14 protein-coding genes are annotated in these 20,457 nt (G+C 34.4%); 11 read left to right on the top strand and 3 right to left on the bottom strand.

Annotated features, from left to right (window positions below):
• Position 1 precedes the first annotated feature (1 nt).
• The 3 genes from C1X07_RS16815 (at position 2) to C1X07_RS16805 (ending at position 4,220) form a co-directional block, all read left to right on the top strand.
• Positions 2–1,282 (top strand): exo-beta-N-acetylmuramidase NamZ family protein, encoded by a 1,281-nt coding sequence (locus C1X07_RS16815; protein WP_103071199.1) that lies wholly within the window; start codon positions 2–4, stop codon positions 1,280–1,282.
• A gap of 69 nt (positions 1,283–1,351) precedes the next feature.
• A complete protein-coding gene (locus C1X07_RS16810) occupies positions 1,352–3,517 on the top strand; it encodes a tetratricopeptide repeat-containing sensor histidine kinase (RefSeq protein WP_164914185.1) in 2,166 nt (721 codons plus the stop codon).
• A gap of 58 nt (positions 3,518–3,575) precedes the next feature.
• On the top strand, positions 3,576–4,220 hold the full coding sequence (locus C1X07_RS16805; RefSeq protein WP_103071197.1) for a response regulator transcription factor: 645 nt from the start codon (positions 3,576–3,578) through the stop codon (positions 4,218–4,220).
• A gap of 174 nt (positions 4,221–4,394) precedes the next feature.
• Here C1X07_RS16805 and C1X07_RS16800 read toward each other — a convergent pair whose 3' ends face one another.
• From C1X07_RS16800 to C1X07_RS16790, 3 genes are all read right to left on the bottom strand, one after another.
• Positions 4,395–5,321 carry a PorP/SprF family type IX secretion system membrane protein gene (locus C1X07_RS16800; RefSeq protein WP_103071196.1) on the bottom strand — a complete coding sequence of 309 codons (927 nt, stop codon included), beginning with the start codon at positions 5,319–5,321 and terminating at the stop codon, positions 4,395–4,397.
• A gap of 99 nt (positions 5,322–5,420) precedes the next feature.
• Positions 5,421–8,888 (bottom strand): T9SS type B sorting domain-containing protein, encoded by a 3,468-nt coding sequence (locus C1X07_RS16795; protein ID WP_164914184.1) that lies wholly within the window; start codon positions 8,886–8,888, stop codon positions 5,421–5,423.
• Between the two features lie 151 nt (positions 8,889–9,039).
• The gene (locus C1X07_RS16790) at positions 9,040–14,631 is read right to left on the bottom strand and encodes an HYR domain-containing protein (RefSeq protein ID WP_206604248.1); all 5,592 of its coding nucleotides are present in this window, start codon (positions 14,629–14,631) and stop codon (positions 9,040–9,042) included.
• Positions 14,632–14,962: 331 nt separating this feature from the next.
• Here C1X07_RS16790 and C1X07_RS16785 point away from each other — a divergent pair, with 331 nt between their 5' ends.
• The 8 genes from C1X07_RS16785 (at position 14,963) to C1X07_RS16750 (ending at position 20,418) form a co-directional block, all read left to right on the top strand.
• Positions 14,963–15,385: a hypothetical protein gene (locus C1X07_RS16785; RefSeq protein WP_103071193.1), complete on the top strand. Its 423-nt coding sequence runs from the start codon at positions 14,963–14,965 to the stop codon at positions 15,383–15,385.
• Between the two features lie 34 nt (positions 15,386–15,419).
• Positions 15,420–15,761 carry a zinc-ribbon domain-containing protein gene (locus C1X07_RS16780; RefSeq protein WP_103071192.1) on the top strand — a complete coding sequence of 114 codons (342 nt, stop codon included), beginning with the start codon at positions 15,420–15,422 and terminating at the stop codon, positions 15,759–15,761.
• 31 nt (positions 15,762–15,792) lie between these two features.
• Positions 15,793–16,410: an SIMPL domain-containing protein gene (locus C1X07_RS16775; protein WP_103071191.1), complete on the top strand. Its 618-nt coding sequence runs from the start codon at positions 15,793–15,795 to the stop codon at positions 16,408–16,410.
• A 49-nt stretch (positions 16,411–16,459) separates the two neighbouring features.
• Positions 16,460–17,143 (top strand): Lipl32 family lipoprotein, encoded by a 684-nt coding sequence (locus tag C1X07_RS16770; protein ID WP_103071190.1) that lies wholly within the window; start codon positions 16,460–16,462, stop codon positions 17,141–17,143.
• Positions 17,144–17,253: 110 nt separating this feature from the next.
• The gene (locus C1X07_RS16765; RefSeq protein WP_103071189.1) at positions 17,254–17,454 is read left to right on the top strand and encodes a hypothetical protein; all 201 of its coding nucleotides are present in this window, start codon (positions 17,254–17,256) and stop codon (positions 17,452–17,454) included.
• A gap of 20 nt (positions 17,455–17,474) precedes the next feature.
• Positions 17,475–18,239 carry a hypothetical protein gene (locus C1X07_RS16760; RefSeq protein ID WP_103071188.1) on the top strand — a complete coding sequence of 255 codons (765 nt, stop codon included), beginning with the start codon at positions 17,475–17,477 and terminating at the stop codon, positions 18,237–18,239.
• An 18-nt stretch (positions 18,240–18,257) separates the two neighbouring features.
• Positions 18,258–19,304, top strand: coding sequence for an SPFH domain-containing protein (locus C1X07_RS16755; RefSeq protein ID WP_103071187.1), 1,047 nt, complete (start codon positions 18,258–18,260; stop codon positions 19,302–19,304).
• A 34-nt stretch (positions 19,305–19,338) separates the two neighbouring features.
• Entirely contained in the window at positions 19,339–20,418 is a 1,080-nt protein-coding gene (locus C1X07_RS16750) for a DUF6620 family protein (protein ID WP_103071186.1), read from the top strand.
• The last annotated feature ends 39 nt before the right edge of the window (positions 20,419–20,457 follow it).

Below are 20,457 nucleotides of genomic sequence, written 5' to 3'. Positions count from 1 at the left end.
TATGGTTTTTGTTAGAAATGCATTCAAAAATACATTTTTATTCCTTCTCATTATTTTTATTTTTTGTCTATATGGAATAAAAACATCATTCTCCTCTTTTTTTTCAGTGTCTGAAAACCTTACTCCTAAAACATCAGTTGCTAAGGATAGTATAAAAAAGCAGCTGCCAATCATCGTAGGAGCAAATCTTACTGGTGAATATATTCCTATTTTAGAAAATAAAAAAGTTGCAATTGTAGGCAATCAGACTTCGGTTATTTTTAGAGATAGTATAACGAATAAGAATTATACTCACCTTGTAGATTCCCTACTCTCCAGAAATATCAAAATTCAGAAGGTTTTTGCTCCAGAACATGGTTTTAGAGGAAAAGCCGATGCTGGAGAGTTAATAGCAGATGGTAAAGATATCAAAACAGGGCTTCCCATTATTTCTTTACACGGTAAGAACAAAAAACCTTCTCAGCAATCTCTATCAGACGTTGATATTATTGTTTTTGATATACAGGATGTAGGAGTTCGATTTTATACTTATATATCAACCTTGCATTATGTTATGCAAGCATGTGCAGAAAATAACATTCCTGTTTTGATATTAGATCGACCTAATCCTAATGCACATTACATCGATGGACCAACCTTAGAACCAGAACATTCTAGTTTTGTGGGCGTACATCCCATACCTCTGGTTCATGGAATGACTATTGGTGAATATGCAAAAATGGTAAATGGTGAAGGTTGGCTTGGAAAAAACTTAACCTGCAACATCAATATTATACCTGTTAAAAACTATACTCATAGCACTACATATAGCCTACCAATACGACCTTCTCCTAATTTACCTAATGACAAGGCTATCAATTTATATCCAAGTCTTGGTTTTTTTGAAGGCACCACAATAAATGCAGGTCGCGGAACCGAAACACAATTTCAAATTTTTGGCTCCTCTGATCTTCCTGTAGAGAAATATGATTTTGCTTATATCCCTAAACCAAACTTTGGTTCTAAATACCCCAAACATAGAGGAGAGGTGTGCTACGGAAAAGATTTAAGAGAAAGTAAACATCTGGATTCGATTAATCTAGAATGGCTAATTAATGCATATCGTAATACCAATGCTAAAGAAAAATTCTTTAACACAAAATCTTTTACTATTCATGCTGGGACCAAAAAACTAGAAGAACAAATCAAACAAGGTCTTACTTTTCAAGAAATTAGAAATACATGGGTAAAAGACCTTCAGGAATTCAAAATTAAAAGAATACAATATTTGATTTACCCATAATCTCGTAAAATACACAAAAACCCCCATTTTCAGGGGTAGTAGTACATGCCAGAATTAATACATTTGCTTATGTTAAGATTTTTACGTAAGATTAATGTATGCTTTATCTTTATCCTTCCGCTTATCCTAAGTGCGCAAATGAGAGAGGGGAAACTTCCCCCTGTTCCAAAAAAAATAAACACCTATAAAGAGGAAAAAAAACTACTTGACAAAGCATATTCATTTCTTGAAACCGATAAACACCAAGAAGCATACAAAATAAGCCATAGGCTTTTAAAAAAAACATTTTATAAGGATACTAGATTATACTCTTCAATAGTCTTAGGATCTTATTTTAATTATAAAAACCTGGCAGATTCTGCATTATATTATGGAAATAAATCTGTAGAGCTTATTGGTCAAAAAAAAGATTCTGTTTCTAGACTACGATTATCCATGGTATACAATATCATAGCGAATGCATATAGCGATAAAAGTTTATTAGAAGAAAGTAAAAAATGGCACCTTAAAGGGATTGAAATTGCCCAAAGATATGAAGCAAAGGGACATTATTACCAGAAAATACACAATTTAGCAGCAACCTATATTAGATTAGGTGAATATGATTACGCCATTCAACTTCTAGAATCTTGTTTGCAATTTGAAGGCAAGTCAGAATTTACGTTTACCGTTTATATTAGTCTCGCAAGTGCACACTCATTAAAAAATAACAACGAACTTGCTTTATCATATTTAAAGAAAGCCCTTGCCTTTTTTAAAAATGGCGAAAAATCAAGAAATGAAGTAATAATCTTGCAAAATATTGGTGTTCAATATCATATTATGGAAAACTATGATGAAGCAATTAAGTATTATAATCGCGCATGGATTATAGGTAAAGAAAATGGATTCCATAGACCTACCATCGATGCAATGATGAATACCGGACTTGTATACCAAGATCAGGGAATGCATGATAAAGCCACATTATCTTACAAAGAAGCTTTACTCCTCTCAGAAAACTTAGGGTTTTTAGATAAACAAACCACTATTTATAGTCATCTTAAAAAAAGTGCAGCAGCCCAAAACAATTTTAAAGAGTCGTATGACTACTTTACAAAAGAAATAGAAATAAAAGATTCTATAAGAAGTCTTCAAAAAGAAAAAGAGATCAATGAATTAGAAATTAAATTCAAAACTCTCGAAAAAGAAAAGGAGATATCAATACTAAGAATCGAAAATACCAATAGAGAACTTAAGCTCAAAAATCAAGAAGAAGCTATAAAAAATCTTAAGTTACAGCAAGAGGTTGAAAAAAAAGAAAATGAATATAGAATTCTATCTTTTCAAAATGCCTCAGAAAAAAAAATAAATGAAATCGCCTTATTAAAAAAAGATCAAGAGATTCAGGAGTCCAAATTAGCTCGACAAAAAAGTATTAAAAACACTATACTGTATTCATTTTTGATTCTTCTTATCCCTATTATTGGATTACTCATCACGTATTATCAAAAACTGCAAACGCAAAGTGAATTAAACAAGAAGCAAGAGGAAATAAGTAAACAAAAAATCACTTCTTTGGTTAAAGATCAGGAGTTAAAACTTATTAAAGCTTTGATAAAAGGTAAGGATAAAGAAAGAAAACGAATAGCACAAGAACTACACGACAGTATCGGTGGAAATCTGGCAGCTATAAAAATACAAGTAAACAATACTGTTATTAATGGCAATAAGGAGCACATAAAAACTATTAATAATCAATTAGATGATACCTATGAGCAGGTACGTGATTTATCGCACAATCTGGTTCCCAAAAAATTTAGCAAAAACAATTTTAGCGATGTCCTCGAAGAATATTTTAATAATATTGGTGATGCAACAAACCTAAAGACTTCTATCACTGTATACCCTAGGACCGAAATTGATCTAATGGACGAAATTTTACAAATTGAAATTTTTAAGATCATACAAGAACTAATAACCAATACCATTAAACATGCCAAAGCCTCTAGCATAGAACTTCAATTAAATCTGGTAGAGGGTGCAGTAAATGTAATGTTTGAAGATAATGGTGTTGGGTTTAACACGCAAAATCAGATTTCTGGAATTGGGTTTGAGAACATTAAAAGCAGACTAAAAACCGTATCAGGTACGTTACATATAGATTCTAGAATTAATAGAGGTACCCTCATTAATATTGAAATACCAACATTGACAACAATCACAGAAAAAATGAACCAAAAACAATTAAGTTGATCCCAACTTAAATGCGTACTTTGGTACACTTTTATTGAATTACATAAAAAATAAATAGATGAAATATAATTTAATTATAGCAGATGACCATAAAATGTTTTTAGATGGTTTGCTTAGTATTCTTAACTCAGAGAAAGAATATAATATTTTATTAACCGCCAAAGATGGCAAGCACATCGCCAAATATCTAGAAATCAACCCTGACGAAAAGATAGATCTTATTATTACAGATATTTCTATGCCAGAATTGGATGGCATATCTCTTAACAAGATCATAAAAGATAGAAAAACGAGTATCAAAACCCTTGTGGTTAGTATGCATAATGATGCGGAGATGATAGACAACCTAATAGAGCATGATGTTGACGGTTATGTCCCAAAAAACGCAGAAAAAGAAGAACTCCTAAAGGCTATAAAAACTATTTTAAAAGGTGAAAAATATTTTTCGAAAGAGATAAAAGATATTTATTTAGAAAATAAATTCTCCAAAAAAAAGCAAGAAGAAGTCAAGTTAACGCAAAGAGAAATTGATGTAATTACTTTAATAGCACAAGAGTTTACTACACAAGAAATTGCAGATCAACTATTCTTAAGTAAGCATACTATCGAAAGTTATAGAAAAAACCTTATTGCCAAACTAAATGTTAGAAACCTAGCTGGATTAACAAAATATGCTTTGAAAATGAAATATATAAAACCTTAAAAAAAATCATCTATTTCCTCTTTAACACTAATTTTAAAACAATAAGTACTCCTAACAATAAAGGTTAAATAAGTTCGCCTACAAATTAAATTGTATTCATAACAAGCTATCAGTTTTTTGCCTAATTCTTGATACTATCAAACACATTCAAAATACATTCGAAAAAGAGATGGATTAATTTCTACTATCAAAACCTTCTCCTAAACGATAGCTTAGTATTATTCCATGGGTATTATTAATGGGAGTATTTCGTAATGCATGATTATAGTTATACATTAATCTCAAATGATTAGACACATGAAATCCCACAAGAAAATTCATAGAAGAATTGGTTCTATACCCAGCTCCCATTTCTATTTGATTTCTATAGTTTACTGTGGTATTAAAATCTGCCTGTAGTGGTGCTCCAGAAACATATTTAATCAAAACACTAGGCGTAATTAGGACTTCTTCAAAACGTGTAGCAAAAAAGCGATATCCAGAATACGCATAAACAGGATTTACGATATTAATATTATTTTCTGAAGAAAGAGAACTTCCTAAAACATTTGGTGAAGAAACACCCAAATAAATACGATCTCTATTATACAAAATACCAACACCCAGAGTAGGAACAAGAGTATTTATATTACTTACAAAATTAGGATCATTAGCAATACCTAATGATAACAAATCCTCATTATAAAACGTAACTCCTGCCGTAATACCAAATGATAAAACATTTGGATTATAGGACCACCATCTTGCTCGGCTGTAATTATGATCAAAAACTAATTTATAGGAATAGGCACCAAATACATTGGTTGTTGTAGTCACGCCTACCTGATCACTATAAATCCCAGCACCTAATCCCATATTATTAGATCGCAATGGTGAATTAAATGTTAATCCAATATTTCGCGGACTACCATCCACTTGATTCAAGTACCCTCTGTTCGTAATAGTTATATCTGAATTTTGATAAAAACCCGCATGAGCCGGATTAATAACAACAGTGTTGTAGTTATAATTAGCAAAAACTGGAGTTTGCTGTGCAAAAATCAAGTTATATAAACAGTTTGATAGTAATACAACTGCACAAAGTATATTCTTTTTTCTCATCTATCTTTTAATACTTAAAATAATGATCTATCAACTTTTCCCTTCTCTTATTGATTGTGGTCATCATTTTGTTAAACACTCATTATGAGCTTTTGTTTATTATCTTTTTAAAACTAGGAATCCGGTTTGTTTTCTTAGGTTATGAGAACCTTCTATTTTGATGTCGAAGAAATATGTCCCTTCTGGCAACTTATCACCTCCTATATTTCTTTTTTTGTTTGCTATTCCTCTAAATACCTTAGACGTATTATTATATCCTTTTATCTCAAAAACTATATCTCCCCATCGATTATATATTGACACTTTATTGTTAGGATAATTTTCGATATCATAAATCTCCCAATACTCATTAATACCATCACCATCAGGCGAAAAACCATATCTTGTTAGATCTTCTGGTTGCGCCTCCACATATACAGTAATCATATCTTCTGCAATACATCCTTGATCATTGGTAAAAAGAACAGTATATGTTGTCGTTTGGTCTGGACTTGCTACAGGATTAGTAATATTGGCATTATTTAGACCTGTAGATGGTGTCCAAACAAAATTACCATTGGTTGAGGCTACAGAACTTAACTCTATTTCTTGACCTATCATAATTTCTTCATCTTCTCCTACTTGAACAGAAACCTCTTCCTGATTTATTGCAAAAGCACAACTCGAGCTATTAGTACTAAAGTCTGTTGCTGTAATCGTTATCAACATCCCATCTACAATAGGAGATCCTGCAACAGGGTTTTGGATAATATTGGGATTTGCATCCTGATTATCTGTAACAACAACTAATTCTCTATAATCTGGTAATATAGTAGCATCGCAAGATAGCTCTTGGTCAGAAGGGCAATTTATCTTAGGTGCTTCTGTATCTGTTGTAGCGGTTATAGTAATTGAGCATCTACCAATATTCCCACTAACATCTGTGACTGTAAATTCTATTGTCATATCATCTGTAAATGGGCTACCTGCAACGGGGTTTTGAATAATACCTAGTGAGCTATCGCAGTTATAAGTAGCTACAACCAACCCTGTGTAATCAGGAATAACGGCACCAGTAACCAAAACCTGATCAGTTGGGCAATCAAGAATAGGATCCACAGTATCGCTTATAGTTATTATTTGGGTAACATTAATGGAATTTCCTGCACTATCAGCTACGCTGTATGTTCTAGTAATTATATTCGAGCTTGTATTTACATCTCCTACATAAGTGACTATAGGGTTTACTGTACAATTGTCTGCTTCGTCAATAACTACTTCGATATCTGCCACGGGTACATCTGTTATACAGGGTACAGTAATTCCTGCTGGATTACTAGCAGTTGGATCTATTGTATCTGTAATTAGTATTGTATGAGTAACTGAAACTCTATTATTAGCTTCGTCTGATACATTATAAATTCTTGTAACCATTGTAGGGTTTGAATTATTCTGACTAATAAAAGAGACTGTCGGATTAGCCGTACAATTGTCTGCTTTACTGGTTACCACTGATACATCTACAGGCGGAACATCCTCAAAACAAGCCACTGTAATTGTTGTTGGATTGCTAGCCGTAGGATCAATAGTATCATTAACTACAATTGTCTGAGTTACATTTATACTATTCCCAGAACCATCTGTTACACTATAGGTTCTGGTAATTACCTCTGGATTAGAAAGCCCATTGCTAACATCTTGTACAAAGGCAACCGTAGGCAGCACCCCACTATTGTCTGCCTCATCTGTAACTACTAGCGGATTAGGTGCAGGAATATCTGCGCTACATTGCACATCTACGCTTATAGGATTACTTGCTGTTGGATCTATAGTATCAATTCCTGATAAGGTAGTTACATTATCTATATGATAAATCTCTCCCTGATTGCCTACTCCATCTTCTAAAAACAAATACACATCATAAGTAGTAGCTGCAGCCAAAGAAGAAATCACTTCTTGGATATCTGTATTTGCAATATTCATCAAAAAACTTCCATTAACCACAGATCCTACTCCACCAGTAATATCATCATGAGATACGGTTGCAGAAAAATTACCTGGAAAAATGGCATAGTGTATTCTTCCAGTTTCGGGTCCATTAACAACCAAGGTAAATCCAGAAATTGTTTCATTAATAGCTTGTGGATATCCTGAATTTAATGGCATAGCATAATGATCTCCCCCAAAGATTACATAGGCACTACCACCACTTGCACCATTTCTATCTCCAAATATAAAATCAGTAAGTCCATCCCCATTCATATCCTTCCCTCCATCAATAGGTCTTCCTATATTAGAATTACTAACAGAAATATTAAATCCATTAACTCCATTTAGTGTAGAAGAATCAAAGCTAGCCGAAAATCCCCCTGATGTTCCGAAAACAACATAATTATCTGCTCCTGCTACAATAAAATCATCTATCCCATCTAGATTCAAATCTCCAGTAGGTGCCGCACATAAAACATAATTGTTTAATACAAATCCATTTGACCCATCAAGATCACTCATTAACAAATTTGCTGAAAAAGGATTTGTTGACCCTAAAATTATATTATTTTCAGAAAAACAATCATCAATTCCATCTCCATTTACATCACCAATTGACCCTACAAATGTTAAAAATCCATTTCCACCATTATCAACCTTAAATCCATCTGTACCATCAACCGCTACAAGATCTACTATTGGATCAAAAGGTGTACCTTTTCCAAATAACACGTAACTAATTTCACCAGACACATCAAAGCTAGAGCCCCAATTTCCAATCATTATATCATTGTAACCATCATTATTGATATCTCCTGCTCCTCCTACATTATAGGATGGTCTACTACCAGGAAACTGACTAGTTCTAAACCCATTAACCCCATTAAGCCAAGAAACATTTATCAATGCAGGAAAATCAGTTGAACGACCAAATACAATCCATGCTTGTCCTGACCAATGAGGGGTACCAATAATAAAATCATTAATTCCATCTCCATTTACATCCCCTAGAACAGCAACTTGATTACTACCGGGAGTATCTATTAAAAATCCATTAGTACCATTAATATCATTCACATCCATTACCGCCGAAAAAGTTGTACTGCCATATATAACCATTTCATCCGCACTACTATTACTAGAACCTACAATCAAATCATCTATTCCATCCCCATTTATATCTCCCGGACCTGCCACTGTAGAACCACGTCTTTGATTATAACCTACACCTTCAACAACAAAACCATTGGTTCCGTTTAATGTAGTAAGGTCAAAAGGTGTTGGAAAACCAGTGGTGGATCCAAAAATAATATAAGCTCTTCCTGCTAGATCAGAAGACATAACTGTTTCCTCTCCGTTTCCAAGACATACATCTTCAAGACCATCATTATTGATATCTCCTATAAACTGCATTTCATACCCTAACTTATAGGTTGTATCCATACCCGGAATAACAAAACCATTTGTCCCATTTAATGTAGTAACATCAAAATTTGCAGGATATAACTGTTGCGCTTTACCACTATTAGAAATCAAACAAAAAAATATGAACAGTCCAATACATCTAAAAATCAGGGCATGCTTTTTTATATTTCCCATCTTCAAAATTGTTTGCAACAAAACTATAGCCTCCGCTAAAATCACATACCACCATAAGTAGGGTTTTACCATTGTTAGCACCCCCCTGTTTACAGGGTATATTACTACTGTAATTTTATTACTGGACAAATAAGTTATTTAAAAGAAAAGGTTACCTTTTTAAAACTAGGAATCCAGTTTGCTTTCTCAAATTATGAGAGCCTTCTATTTTAATATCAAAGAAATATGTTCCTTCTGGCAGCTCGTCTCCCCCGAGACTTCTCTTTCTGTTTGCTATTCCTCTAAATACTCGTGATGTATTATTATACCCTTCTACCTCAAACACTATATCTCCCCATCGGTTATATATCGACACTTTATTATTAGGGTAGTTTTCGATATCATAAATTTCCCAGTACTCATTGATTCCGTCACCATCTGGAGAAAAACCATATCGTGTTTGGTCTTCTTGCTGCTCCTCTACATAGATTGTAACCGTATCCTCGGCAACACATCCCTTATCGCTGGTAAAAAGAACGGTATATGTAGTGGTTTTGTTAGGCTTAGCTATTGGGTTGGCAATATTAGAATTGTTTAAACCTATTGATGGTTCCCAAACAAATGTTCCTGATTTTGAAGAAACTGCACTTAACTGAACCTCTTGTCCATCTATTATCTCTTCATCTTCTCCAACTTCTACCAATACATTTTCCTGAAAAACCATAAAAGCACAATTAGAATTGTTTGCACTAGAATCTGTTGCAGAAATCGTAATTAACATACCATCTCTAATAGGAGATCCTGCAGCAGGGGTTTGGGTAATGACAGGATTACTATCTTGATTATCTACAACGGTAACTAATTGAGTATAATCAGGTAACTCAGTCACATCACAAGATAATTCCTGATCTGAAGGACATGTAATTGATGGTGGAATAGTATCTGGAGACTCAGTGATAATGATTGAACATTTACCCACATTACCACTAACATCTGTAGCCGTAAATTCTACAGTCATACCACTAGTAAACGGGCTTCCCACAGCAGGAGTTTGAACAATACTCAAAGTAGTATCACAGTTATCTAAAACGCTAACCAACCCAGTATAATCAGGCAATGTACTACCAAATGGCAAGTTTTGGTCTGATGGACAAGTAACCACTGGATCTTCTGTATCAGCAGATTGATTCACAATAAACTGACAAGTATCCGCATTACCAGATGCATCGGTAGCGGTCATTGTTATGATCATACCATCTACAAAAACTGATCCTGATACGGGGTTTTGAGTAACCACAGGGCTTGGATCTACCAAATCTGTTGCTGTTACTAATCCTGTATAATCTGGAATCACTGAAGTATTACAAACTAATTCCTGATCCGAAGGACATATAATTGATGGTGGAATAGTATCTGGAGACTCAGTGATAATGATTGAACATTTACCCACATTACCACTAACATCTGTAGCCGTAAATTCTACAGTCATACCACTCGTAAATGGGCTTCCCACAGCAGGAGTTTGAACAATACTCAAAGTAGTATCACAGTTGTCTAAAACGCTAACCAACCCAGTATAATCAGGCAATGTACTACCAAATGGCAAGTTTTGGTCTGATGGGCAAGTAACCACTGGATCTTCTGTATCAGCAGATTGATTTACAACAAACTGACAAGTATCCGCATTACCAGATGCATCGGTAGCTGTCATTGTTATGATCATACCATCTACAAAAACTGATCCTGATACGGGGTTTTGAGTAACCACAGGGCTTGGATCTACCAAATCTGTTGCTGTTACTAATCCTGTATAATCTGGAATCACTGAAGTATTACAAACCAACTCCTGATCCGATGGACAAGTAATCGACGGAGGAGTGGTATCTGGAGAAGTAGTGATGATTATAGAACACCTACCTATATTACCACTAACATCTGTAGCAGTAAACTCTACAGTCATACCACTTGTAAAAGGGCTTCCCACTGCAGGGATTTGAACAATACTCAGAGCACTATCACAGTTATCTGCAACACTAACCAAACCTGTATAATCAGGCAATGTACTGCCCGATGATAAGTTTTGGTCTGATGGGCAAGTAACCACTGGGTCTTCTGTATCAGCAGATTGATTCACAACAAACCGACAAGTATCCGCATTACCAGATGCATCGGTAGCTGTCATTGTTATGATCATACCATCTACAAAAGCTGATCCTGATACGGGGCTTTGAGTAACCACAGGGCTTGGATCTACCAAATCTGTGGCAGTTGCTAATCCTGTATAATCCGGAATCACTGAAGTATTACAAACCAACTCCTGATCCGATGGACAAGTAATTGAAGGAGGAGTGGTATCTACATCTTCATTAACCACAAAAGTACAATTATTGGTATTTCCTTTTGCATCGGTCGCTGTAAGCGTTATTGTCATTCCAGGAGTATAAGCACTCCCAGCAATTGGATTTTGAGTAATTACAGGTGCCGCATCGCAATTATCAGTTGCAGTTGCTAAAGTTGTATAGTCTGGCAATACATTTCCGGATGCCAAAATCTGATTAGCCGGACAAGTAATTACCGGTCGTTCTGTATCAATAATTTCTTTTCCAAAAATAACATAAGCAAAACCAGGGTCTGTGTTAATTCTAATACTATGATGCATCCCATTCTGACGCGAAGATCCAATAACTACATCATCAATACCGTCGTTATTAACATCACCTGCATATCCGACAGATTTATATCTTGAGCCTCTTACATATATCTTTAATCCATCACTGGCAGTAAGTGATGTACTTGAAATCGTTGCTTCCCATCTATTTTTCCCATATAAGATTATATGCCCTCCATTACTACTTTGATATATATAATCATCAAATCCATCATTATTAAAATCTCCTGCATAATTAAAAATATCTCGACCAGAAATATCTGTAATATTAAAACCATTTGTTCCATCTAAAGTGGATAAATCCATTGTCGGCGGAATTGAACTACTTCCAAATAAAATATAACTTTTATTAACAGCAATATCATTAAGACCATCACCATTAATATCTCCTACTTTTGCAATGCCAGATACACTTGGCAAAGCAGAAGTCGAATTTTCTATAATAAAACCATTCGTTCCGTCCAAAGATGAGATATCAAAAGTCGGCGGAAACGAAGTGTTTTTCCCATAAATAACAAATTCTCTATTACCCTTACCGCCTACACCAATATCCGGAATTCTATCTCCATTAACATCTCCTAATCCAGCAACCATTCTACCTATTTCTCCTGTCATCACATTTCCAGTGATAGTAAAGCCATTTACTCCATTTATCTCATCTACTCGTAGAAGTGCCGGAAATCCAGAACGTGTTCCATACAAAATATAACATTTACCACTTCCTCCTCCAGACCCTGCCGTAGTTAAAGCAATATCTGTAAAACTATCATTATTAATATCTCCTACTGTATCAATATCATATCCGGCATTTTCGTAATTGCTAGCACCTACAATAGTAAATCCATTTGTACCATCTAATGTTGAAAGTTTAAAATCAGCAGAAAAACCAGTATTTTTCCCAAAAATAATATAAGTATGTCCGTTCTCTCGACCATGAGGAGAATGGCGATAAGGATCTCCAATCATAATATCACTTATCCCATCACCATTGAGATCTCCTGCACTACTGACTGCATACCCAGTAACCGGGAAATTACTAGAAGGAGTATCATTACGGATTGCAAAACCATTAGCTCCATCCAAAAGCCCTAAATCTATATTAGGTGGAAACCCAGAACTTGTACCATAAACAACATAGGCTCCTCCATCAATAATTATATAATCTCTACCATATGGCCCGGAGAAAGCACTGTAACCACCTGGCGCTCCTACAATAAAATCATCAATTCCATCACCATTAACATCTCCTGCAGTATCCACACTATATCCTACTCCTCCAATCGCTTTTTCTCCATATAGAACCAATCCATTACTTCCATTTATATCGTTGATTGAGAAACCAGTTGTTTGACAATCAATTTCAGTTGTATCCGTCTTTAATTTTACTAAAAATGTACACGAATTTGTATTTCCTGATCTATCAGAAACTGTTACTGTTACATTTGTATCTGAGGTAAACAAGCTTCCGTTAGGGGGAGTTTGGGTAAATGTTAAATTCATATTATATGTACAATTATCATTCACTGTACGTAAAAAATGAACATAATTAGGAAGTACAGAGTTAGCATATAACTCTTGACTTCCACTCGGACAAGTGATCGTTGGTCGTTCTACATCAAAAACATCCATCGAGCCACCAAAAAATACATGAGCGTTTCCTCTTAAACCAGAACTTGACCCTGCATTTTCTCCAACTATAAAATCATTAACTCCATCGTTATTAAAATCACCTGTATTACTTACCGAAAACCCAAAATTTTGTCTATTAAACCTTACGTCATAAAAAACCTGATAACCATTAGCCCCATTAATCTGGATATCTTCTAGCAACGCTGGTGGTGTTGATCCTCCATACAATACATAAACTCCCCCTGACCCTGCGGGACCACCTCCTCCAGATGCAATTAATACATCACTTATACCATCTCCATTAATATCAGTCCCTCCGTCTACATCATTTCTATACCCTCTTTCTCTTCTAAAAACTAGTGCTGTACTACTTGTAAAGTCAGAAACCTGTATTGAACTAGGAAAACTAACAGTAGTACCATACATTATATACACTTGATCTCGCCCCGTTGCAATAATGATATCATCAATTGTATCATTATTAAAATCTCTAGCGGCTGCTACAGAAAGTCCTAAGGTATTATTCTCTTGATTTGAAGCAATGTAAAAACCGTTACTTCCATCTAATAAAGACAATTTAAACAATGACGTAAATCCAGTATTACTACCAAAAACAACCGCTACCCTTCCTGCATTCCTTTCGCCTGATTCATCATAAGAAGGATACCCTAATAAGAGGTCATCTGTTCCATCATTATTTAAATCTCCTGCTTTACTTACCTTCATGGACCTACCCGAAAATGTCTGTAAAAAGCCTTCTATCTTAAAACCATTGTTACCATCTAGAATACCAACATTTGCACTTGCTATAGTAGAAGAACCAAAAAACACATAAGCATTTCCAATTTGACTACTAGTGGCAGAACGACTTCTTGAAGCCCCAATTATTATATCATCGACACCATCATTATTAACATCTCCTGCATCGCTTAATGTCTCTCCAAAACTAGTAAATGTATCCACATCTTCTAATACAATACCAGTAACACCGTCATCTATATCTGTCCTGGTATAAAGCGATAGAAATCCTGTAGTTCTTCCAAAAACAATAATAACCCCTCTGTTGGTACCTATCATTACATCATCAATCCCATCTTCATTTATATCTCCTGCAGTACTAACACTAAGACCAACTTTATCATCTGCAATGGTTCCTATTACTTTAAATCCATTAGCTCCATTTAAAGAACTAATATCTATTGAAGATGTTGTTATTCCTGGAGCTCCAAAAACAACATAAGCTGCTCCTATATTGGTATTCGTAGCAGAGTCTACTTCTGATGCTCCTATCACGATATCAGGAATACCGTCATTATTTATATCACCAGCATCACTAACCGATCTTCCAAAAATATCGTTTGTTTCTTCACCCGAAAACTTAAGAACTTGGCTTTCATCAAGCCCAGACAAAGGTACATCGGGACATCCCTGAGCAAGAGATACAAAAACGTTTATTAATAGTATCAAACAAAGGATATATCTTTTTACATTTATCCTTAATATACTGGTACACTGGATCATTTTACTTTTCATTGACTAAAAATTGTTTAGATCAAAAATAAACGCATACCTATAGTCACCTATCACCTTATATAGTGAATTAAAAATATAGACACCCCCCTGTTTTCAGGGTACAGATTTTCACCAGAAAAGGTGTGTTTCATAATGTATCCTTCCCGCATCTTTGTACTGTGATTTTTTGGTCTTCAAACCTGTATCAAAAATCGTAGACACAATAAGAAGTTCTTAAGATCACGTATTAAAAAATCATATACTAACCCTTTAAAAACCAAAAATCATGACTTGGGGAATCACATTAATTTTATTAAGTATTATAGCAGTACCATCATTATTATTGTCTAAAAAGCCAAATGCAAAAGAGCTTTTAGAAAAAATCGAACCTTACCAAGGCTGGATAGGACTTGTATTCTGTTTTTGGGGAGTATGGGGAATCATCTCTGCAGTATTAAATTTAGGATGGCTTACAACATACCCAATCTGGTGGGTAACACTATTAGCTGGAAATGTTATTGAAGCGGTATTAGGTTTCATGCTAGGTTTTGGATTAATCAACAAGTTTTTCTTATCTAAAAACGAAGCTGCTAAAGAGAAAGCAAACCAATTAAGAGAGAAATTAGCTCCAAAGCAAGGTAAATTAGGTGTTCTAGGAATCATTGTTGGTTGCTGGATGATTGTTGCTTCTTTCTTATTCTTCGTATAATCACGAGTTAAAAAAGTAAAAAAACCAAAACACTATGATCATATTTGGAACAAGCTCTTCAACTATTCATCCGAAGCAGCTAAGAGAAGGAGATTGCCCATATTGTAAGACAGAAAATAATATGTGGATACAAGGATATAGAAAATATGTTCATGTGTTTTGGATACCATTCTTCCCAATAGGGAAAAAAGTATACTCAGTTTGTGGGCATTGTAAGGGAGCCTTTGAAAGAAATGAAATGAAAAGTCAGAAGCTAATAGAGAGTTTTGAAGAGTCAAAAAACACTTACATCAAAACTCCATGGTATCACTTTACAGGACTGATCCTTTTAATATCAAGTATTGCTTTACTTACCATTCTACCTTATTTAAGGTAAACCATAGATAATTTCAAAAAACATTGACAAAATGAGAAAGTTCGTTTTCATAATAATAGTACTCCTAAAAGTTACATCTGCAATATCGCAGGACAATGCTAAAACAATAACGATAATAGGAGAAGCCAATAAGCAAATAGAAGTCAACACATATTCTCTTACAATTTCATTAAGACAAATTGTTGCAAATGGATATCAACAAGTTGAACCTAAAAGCTTATCAGAGGTTACTCAGATTTATGAAAACAAGTTAAAAGCGGTAGGAATCGATTTTAACAAATTTCGAAAAAATGTTCTTTACAAGTTATATGCTTCCTACTCAGAAGTAAATGATATCTCTTACTATAATTATATCGCTACTTCAGAAGAAGAGATAACAAAAATTATCAAGCAAAAAATGAACGGTTTAACGATTGTACAAATCGAAGCTGTTGCCAAAGAAAAAACAAACGAACAATGGGCTACTTTAACCCAGGCTGCAATTGAAGACGCAAAAATTAAAGCTCAAAAAATTGCTACTACTCTTGATCAAAAAATAGGGGAAATAGTAAAAATCGAAAATTCTGACACCAGAACACAATACATAAATATGTATAAACCAGATGAAATTCAAAAACACTTGGTTACTGTGACCTTTAGATTAGAATAACAAAAAAAAGTGTAAAAACACCTTTAATTAATTAATAAAAATCATAAAAATGAAAACAAAAATTTTAGCCTTAGTTGTAATCCTTGCTTTCGGAAGTAGCTTCAATTCTCAAGCACAAAAACTAAAGAAGTTTGGTAGTTCTATCGAAAAAAAGATTGGACCTAAAACTATAAAAGTACCTTACACTGATGTAGTGTCTTATATGGGATATGCTGCTACAGGTAACGAAGATGAAGTAAAAGATGGGAAGAAATTTTACTATATCTACGTATGGGTACCAGCTGTAGCTCCAGAACTTGGGGTAAGAATGATGTCTCCTGTAGGAAAAACTAAAATCAAAAAAGCAACACAATCTGAGGCTTACACAAAAAATGCAAAGTCTTCTGATTACTTTGATACCTATATCACTTTAGAGCGTTCTGATATTATTAGTAAAGATAATATCAGTGTAGAAGCAGCAAAAAATGCTAACTGGATAACTTTAGAGCGTAACGATGATAGTAGTGAAATGCCAAAACAACCTAGTGGAAGTAGCTACAACTCTTTATTGAGATACAAAAGTGAAGCGAGCAACCCTACTAAGGCATTAACTGTTGGATTATACCGTATCGGTTTCACTACCTACAAAACTGGTGAAGTAAAAGGTACGTTCCTTGCAGAAGTTGCTGCCCCAATCAAATTACCTGGTGTAGTGATGGCTAAAACTATCGAAGACCTGAAAAAAGGACTATAAAACATATATTGGAATACTAGTTTCTAAGGTTATTCCTATGTTTTAGTTCACAAGCATAGGGATAACCTTTTTTTAAATACTCTGAAAACTTTTAATTATCACTTTTCAAGATGCAAGAAAAGGACAAAAATAAATCTAAAGAAGAAAATAATCTTCTCGATGATATTCTGGCGAATGCTCTTTCTTCTACCAAAAAATACGCAGAAACCAATGCAGGTCTTGAGACTAAAAAATGTAAAAGCTGCGGAGCTGCCAGACCCGAAGACACAGATCTAAAATATTGTGATTTCTGTGGAGATCAATTTTACTAAAAACATAAACCTTTATAAATATGTCTTTTAATGATACACAAACCAGATGGGATGGCTTCTTAAAGAAAATCGAAGATCGATTTGAAGAGATATTAAAAAAAACAGAAGCTGCATTACCTCTCTTGTTTGATGCAACTGATTTTGAAACCATTACCTTTCAAAATGCCTGGCAAGGAATTTATACACAGGCCAATGATCTAATTTACAAAATAGAAGATACCTGGTATGAAAAAGTTGAAGACACATTTATAAATAGTGGTATACAATTTGGTTCCAAACAATTATTACAAGAAAGAGACAAAGGACTACGAGTTAGATTTAACTTAGAACAAAAATTAAAGTCTTACGAAGTCAGCATTTTTTCTGATGCTGCAAAAAAATTACTCAATAAAGCAAAAGAAATTTTATCCAAAGACTTTTGTTGCACCCAATGCCAAGCAAAACTTCCTGTTAGAGATAATTTTTTCAGATCATACTATAGTACCTGTGACTATTGCCAAACAGTAAATACATTTGAGCCAGGGTCTAAAGCCAGAAATGTAGAACATTTTGCTGTCGATGCAATAAGTGAAGAAGCTGCTCTTGAACATTATCTAGAATATGAGCGGCTAAAATTTGAAAACGATTTGCATGACAAAAAAATCCACAAAAAAGACCAATTAACCTCTCAATACCGAAAATATATAGAAACATATCTCAAAAAAAGAATTGAGATTATCCCTGATTATCAGGATAGGTATCAAAAAGATTTGGATGCAAAAATGTTTATGGAAACTAATTATTAATCATTCAAAAGAAAAAACATGTCAAATTCATTGAGAAATCAACTACGCTCTGTAATCGAATGGGAAAACCCAAACCCTGAAACTCTTTTTGAAAAATGGACAGAAAACGGAGATGAAATTAAAAATGCTTCAAAATTGATCGTAGGGCCCGGACAGGGATGCCTTTTTGTGTATGAAGGAAAAGTAGAGGGTTTTTATGAAGAAGAAGGGCTTTACGATCTTAAAACCGGTAATATCCCGTTTTGGACTACTATCAAAAATATCATGTATACCTTTGAATCTGCTCATAAGGTAGGAATCTTCTTTTACAGAAAAGCAGAAATGCAAAATATACGATGGGGAACCCCATCTCCAATTACTTATAAAGATCCCATATACAATTTCCCAGTAGGACTAGGTGCTTTTGGTAATTTTTCTTTTAAAATCACCAAACCTGTTGATTTTTTCTCCAATGTTATCGCTGGTATCGATTACTACCCTGTTAAAGCGATCCAAAAAGTAATACTTTCAAGAATTACACAACCCATTAGTGATTTTCTTGCCAATGCTTCTTTTAGCTATATAGATATTGACAAACACAGAAATGAAATTGCTTCTTTCTCCAAAAACTCGAGTGAGCAGATCTTTAATGAATTGGGTTTTGAATTACTTGATTTTAGAATTGAAGGGACCAGTTTTAATGAAGAGACCAAAACAAGAATTGGTCGAATTGCAGATATGAGTGCCGAGGCTCAGGCAATGAAAGAACTTGGTGTAAGCTACCAGGATTATCAACAACTGGAAGCACTAAAAAATATGGCACAAAACGAAGGAGGAGGTAATATAGGAATGCAAATGGGTGCCGGACTAGGAATGGGTCAAATGTTAGGAAATATGATGAGCAATCAACAACCTCAGCAACAGCAACAACCTAGTAACACATCTTCACCTGCCTCTCCAAATAATACTTCTCAAGATAATGACCCTATAAAAAAATTAGAACAACTGAAAAAAATGTTTGATGCGGGCTTAATAGATGAACAAGAATACAAACAAAAAAAACAAGAAATACTATCTCAGTTTTAAAAACAGAAATCAATCTTAAAAAAAATTAAATATCATGAGTACAGTTAACCAATTATATCAAGATGTTTCAGGACAACATAAAGATGAGTACAAAGAATACTTAAAGACAATAGATTGTATGGATTGGTCCAGTTATGATTACACAACCTGGCCATGTGCGGATCTTTCCTTTCAAAACCTTGAAGAAGATCAAGATTATGATCTCTGGCCTTTTAAGCCTAATCTAAATGAACCGCATTGGGTTGACCTTAATAACCAATTCAAATCAGGTATTAAAAGATATGGTTATGTCAACCAATACAAAATGCCACGGCAAGTACGGGAGCTTTCTCATGAAGATGCTACTGATATCCTTAACGAGATCAAAAATCTAACACATAGCAATCCTGCCGAGTTTAAAGATCAGATCCATGAATATGGCTTTTCTGATGAAAATCATTTTTTATGGGGAATAGCTTTACTAGCGTCTGCCGAAGAAAAAGCATATGACAGAGCAGATGATTTCTTAAAAAAGCAAAAGGCAAAACTTGATGCTCAAATGGATAACCATATTGCAGCTGCCGAAGCTGGTGGTTTATTAGATCCTATAAAAGATATTGATATGGAAACATGGGCTGCAGCCAATGCAAAAATAGCAGGTGGTATGGGGCTAGAAGAAGTATTAAAAGTAGTAGGTACAGAAAAACCTATCTGGGATGAAGTTACAGCAGAATGGACAGCCAGAATGTCGCAAGATACTACCCATGCCATTTCTAAAGTTTATGGTGATGCTTTTATGAATTCTGATATCGGAAAATTTGCAACTCAACAAACCAATGAAGAATTAAAAGTAAGTCCATCTTCTGGAATGGATGCTTTGGATCAGGTAAAAGAAGATTTCGAATTATATGTTAAAATCATGTGTCATCAAAACATGGGATCAGGGCAAGGAAAAGACGCTTCTTCTATTTTACAAGAGTATGGACTTACCGTTACTGATTGGAGTTATGCCGGAGCGCATTGGAGTCCTAAAATGGCTACAGATACCCGGATAGCATTAAAAATGGGAGAATTAATGGAAAAATATAATTCAGAATTTGCTACTGCAAAAGCTGGAGATGATATAGATTTTTAAAACAAATAGCTGTTGATTGATGACCTGAGATCTGTTTAT

The sequence above is a fragment of the Aquimarina sediminis genome (assembly GCF_002895435.1).
In the GTDB taxonomy this organism is placed as follows: Bacteria; Bacteroidota; Bacteroidia; order Flavobacteriales; family Flavobacteriaceae; genus Aquimarina; species Aquimarina sediminis.
The sequence above is the reverse complement of the archived record's forward strand: the minus strand, read 5'-3'. Positions and strand labels throughout refer to the sequence as shown.

Bases quoted from the DNA above. Each gene is read 5' to 3' on its own strand.
- C1X07_RS16815 (WP_103071199.1), top strand. From the start codon at position 2: ATGGTTTTTGTTAGAAATGCATTCAAAAATACATTTTTATTCCTTCTC.
- C1X07_RS16810 (WP_164914185.1), top strand. From the start codon at position 1,352: ATGTTAAGATTTTTACGTAAGATTAATGTATGCTTTATCTTTATCCTT.
- C1X07_RS16805 (WP_103071197.1), top strand. From the start codon at position 3,576: ATGAAATATAATTTAATTATAGCAGATGACCATAAAATGTTTTTAGAT.
- C1X07_RS16800 (WP_103071196.1), bottom strand. From the start codon at position 5,321: ATGAGAAAAAAGAATATACTTTGTGCAGTTGTATTACTATCAAACTGT.
- C1X07_RS16795 (WP_164914184.1), bottom strand. From the start codon at position 8,888: ATGGGAAATATAAAAAAGCATGCCCTGATTTTTAGATGTATTGGACTG.
- C1X07_RS16785 (WP_103071193.1), top strand. From the start codon at position 14,963: ATGACTTGGGGAATCACATTAATTTTATTAAGTATTATAGCAGTACCA.
- C1X07_RS16780 (WP_103071192.1), top strand. From the start codon at position 15,420: ATGATCATATTTGGAACAAGCTCTTCAACTATTCATCCGAAGCAGCTA.
- C1X07_RS16775 (WP_103071191.1), top strand. From the start codon at position 15,793: ATGAGAAAGTTCGTTTTCATAATAATAGTACTCCTAAAAGTTACATCT.
- C1X07_RS16770 (WP_103071190.1), top strand. From the start codon at position 16,460: ATGAAAACAAAAATTTTAGCCTTAGTTGTAATCCTTGCTTTCGGAAGT.
- C1X07_RS16765 (WP_103071189.1), top strand. From the start codon at position 17,254: ATGCAAGAAAAGGACAAAAATAAATCTAAAGAAGAAAATAATCTTCTC.
- C1X07_RS16760 (WP_103071188.1), top strand. From the start codon at position 17,475: ATGTCTTTTAATGATACACAAACCAGATGGGATGGCTTCTTAAAGAAA.
- C1X07_RS16755 (WP_103071187.1), top strand. From the start codon at position 18,258: ATGTCAAATTCATTGAGAAATCAACTACGCTCTGTAATCGAATGGGAA.
- C1X07_RS16750 (WP_103071186.1), top strand. From the start codon at position 19,339: ATGAGTACAGTTAACCAATTATATCAAGATGTTTCAGGACAACATAAA.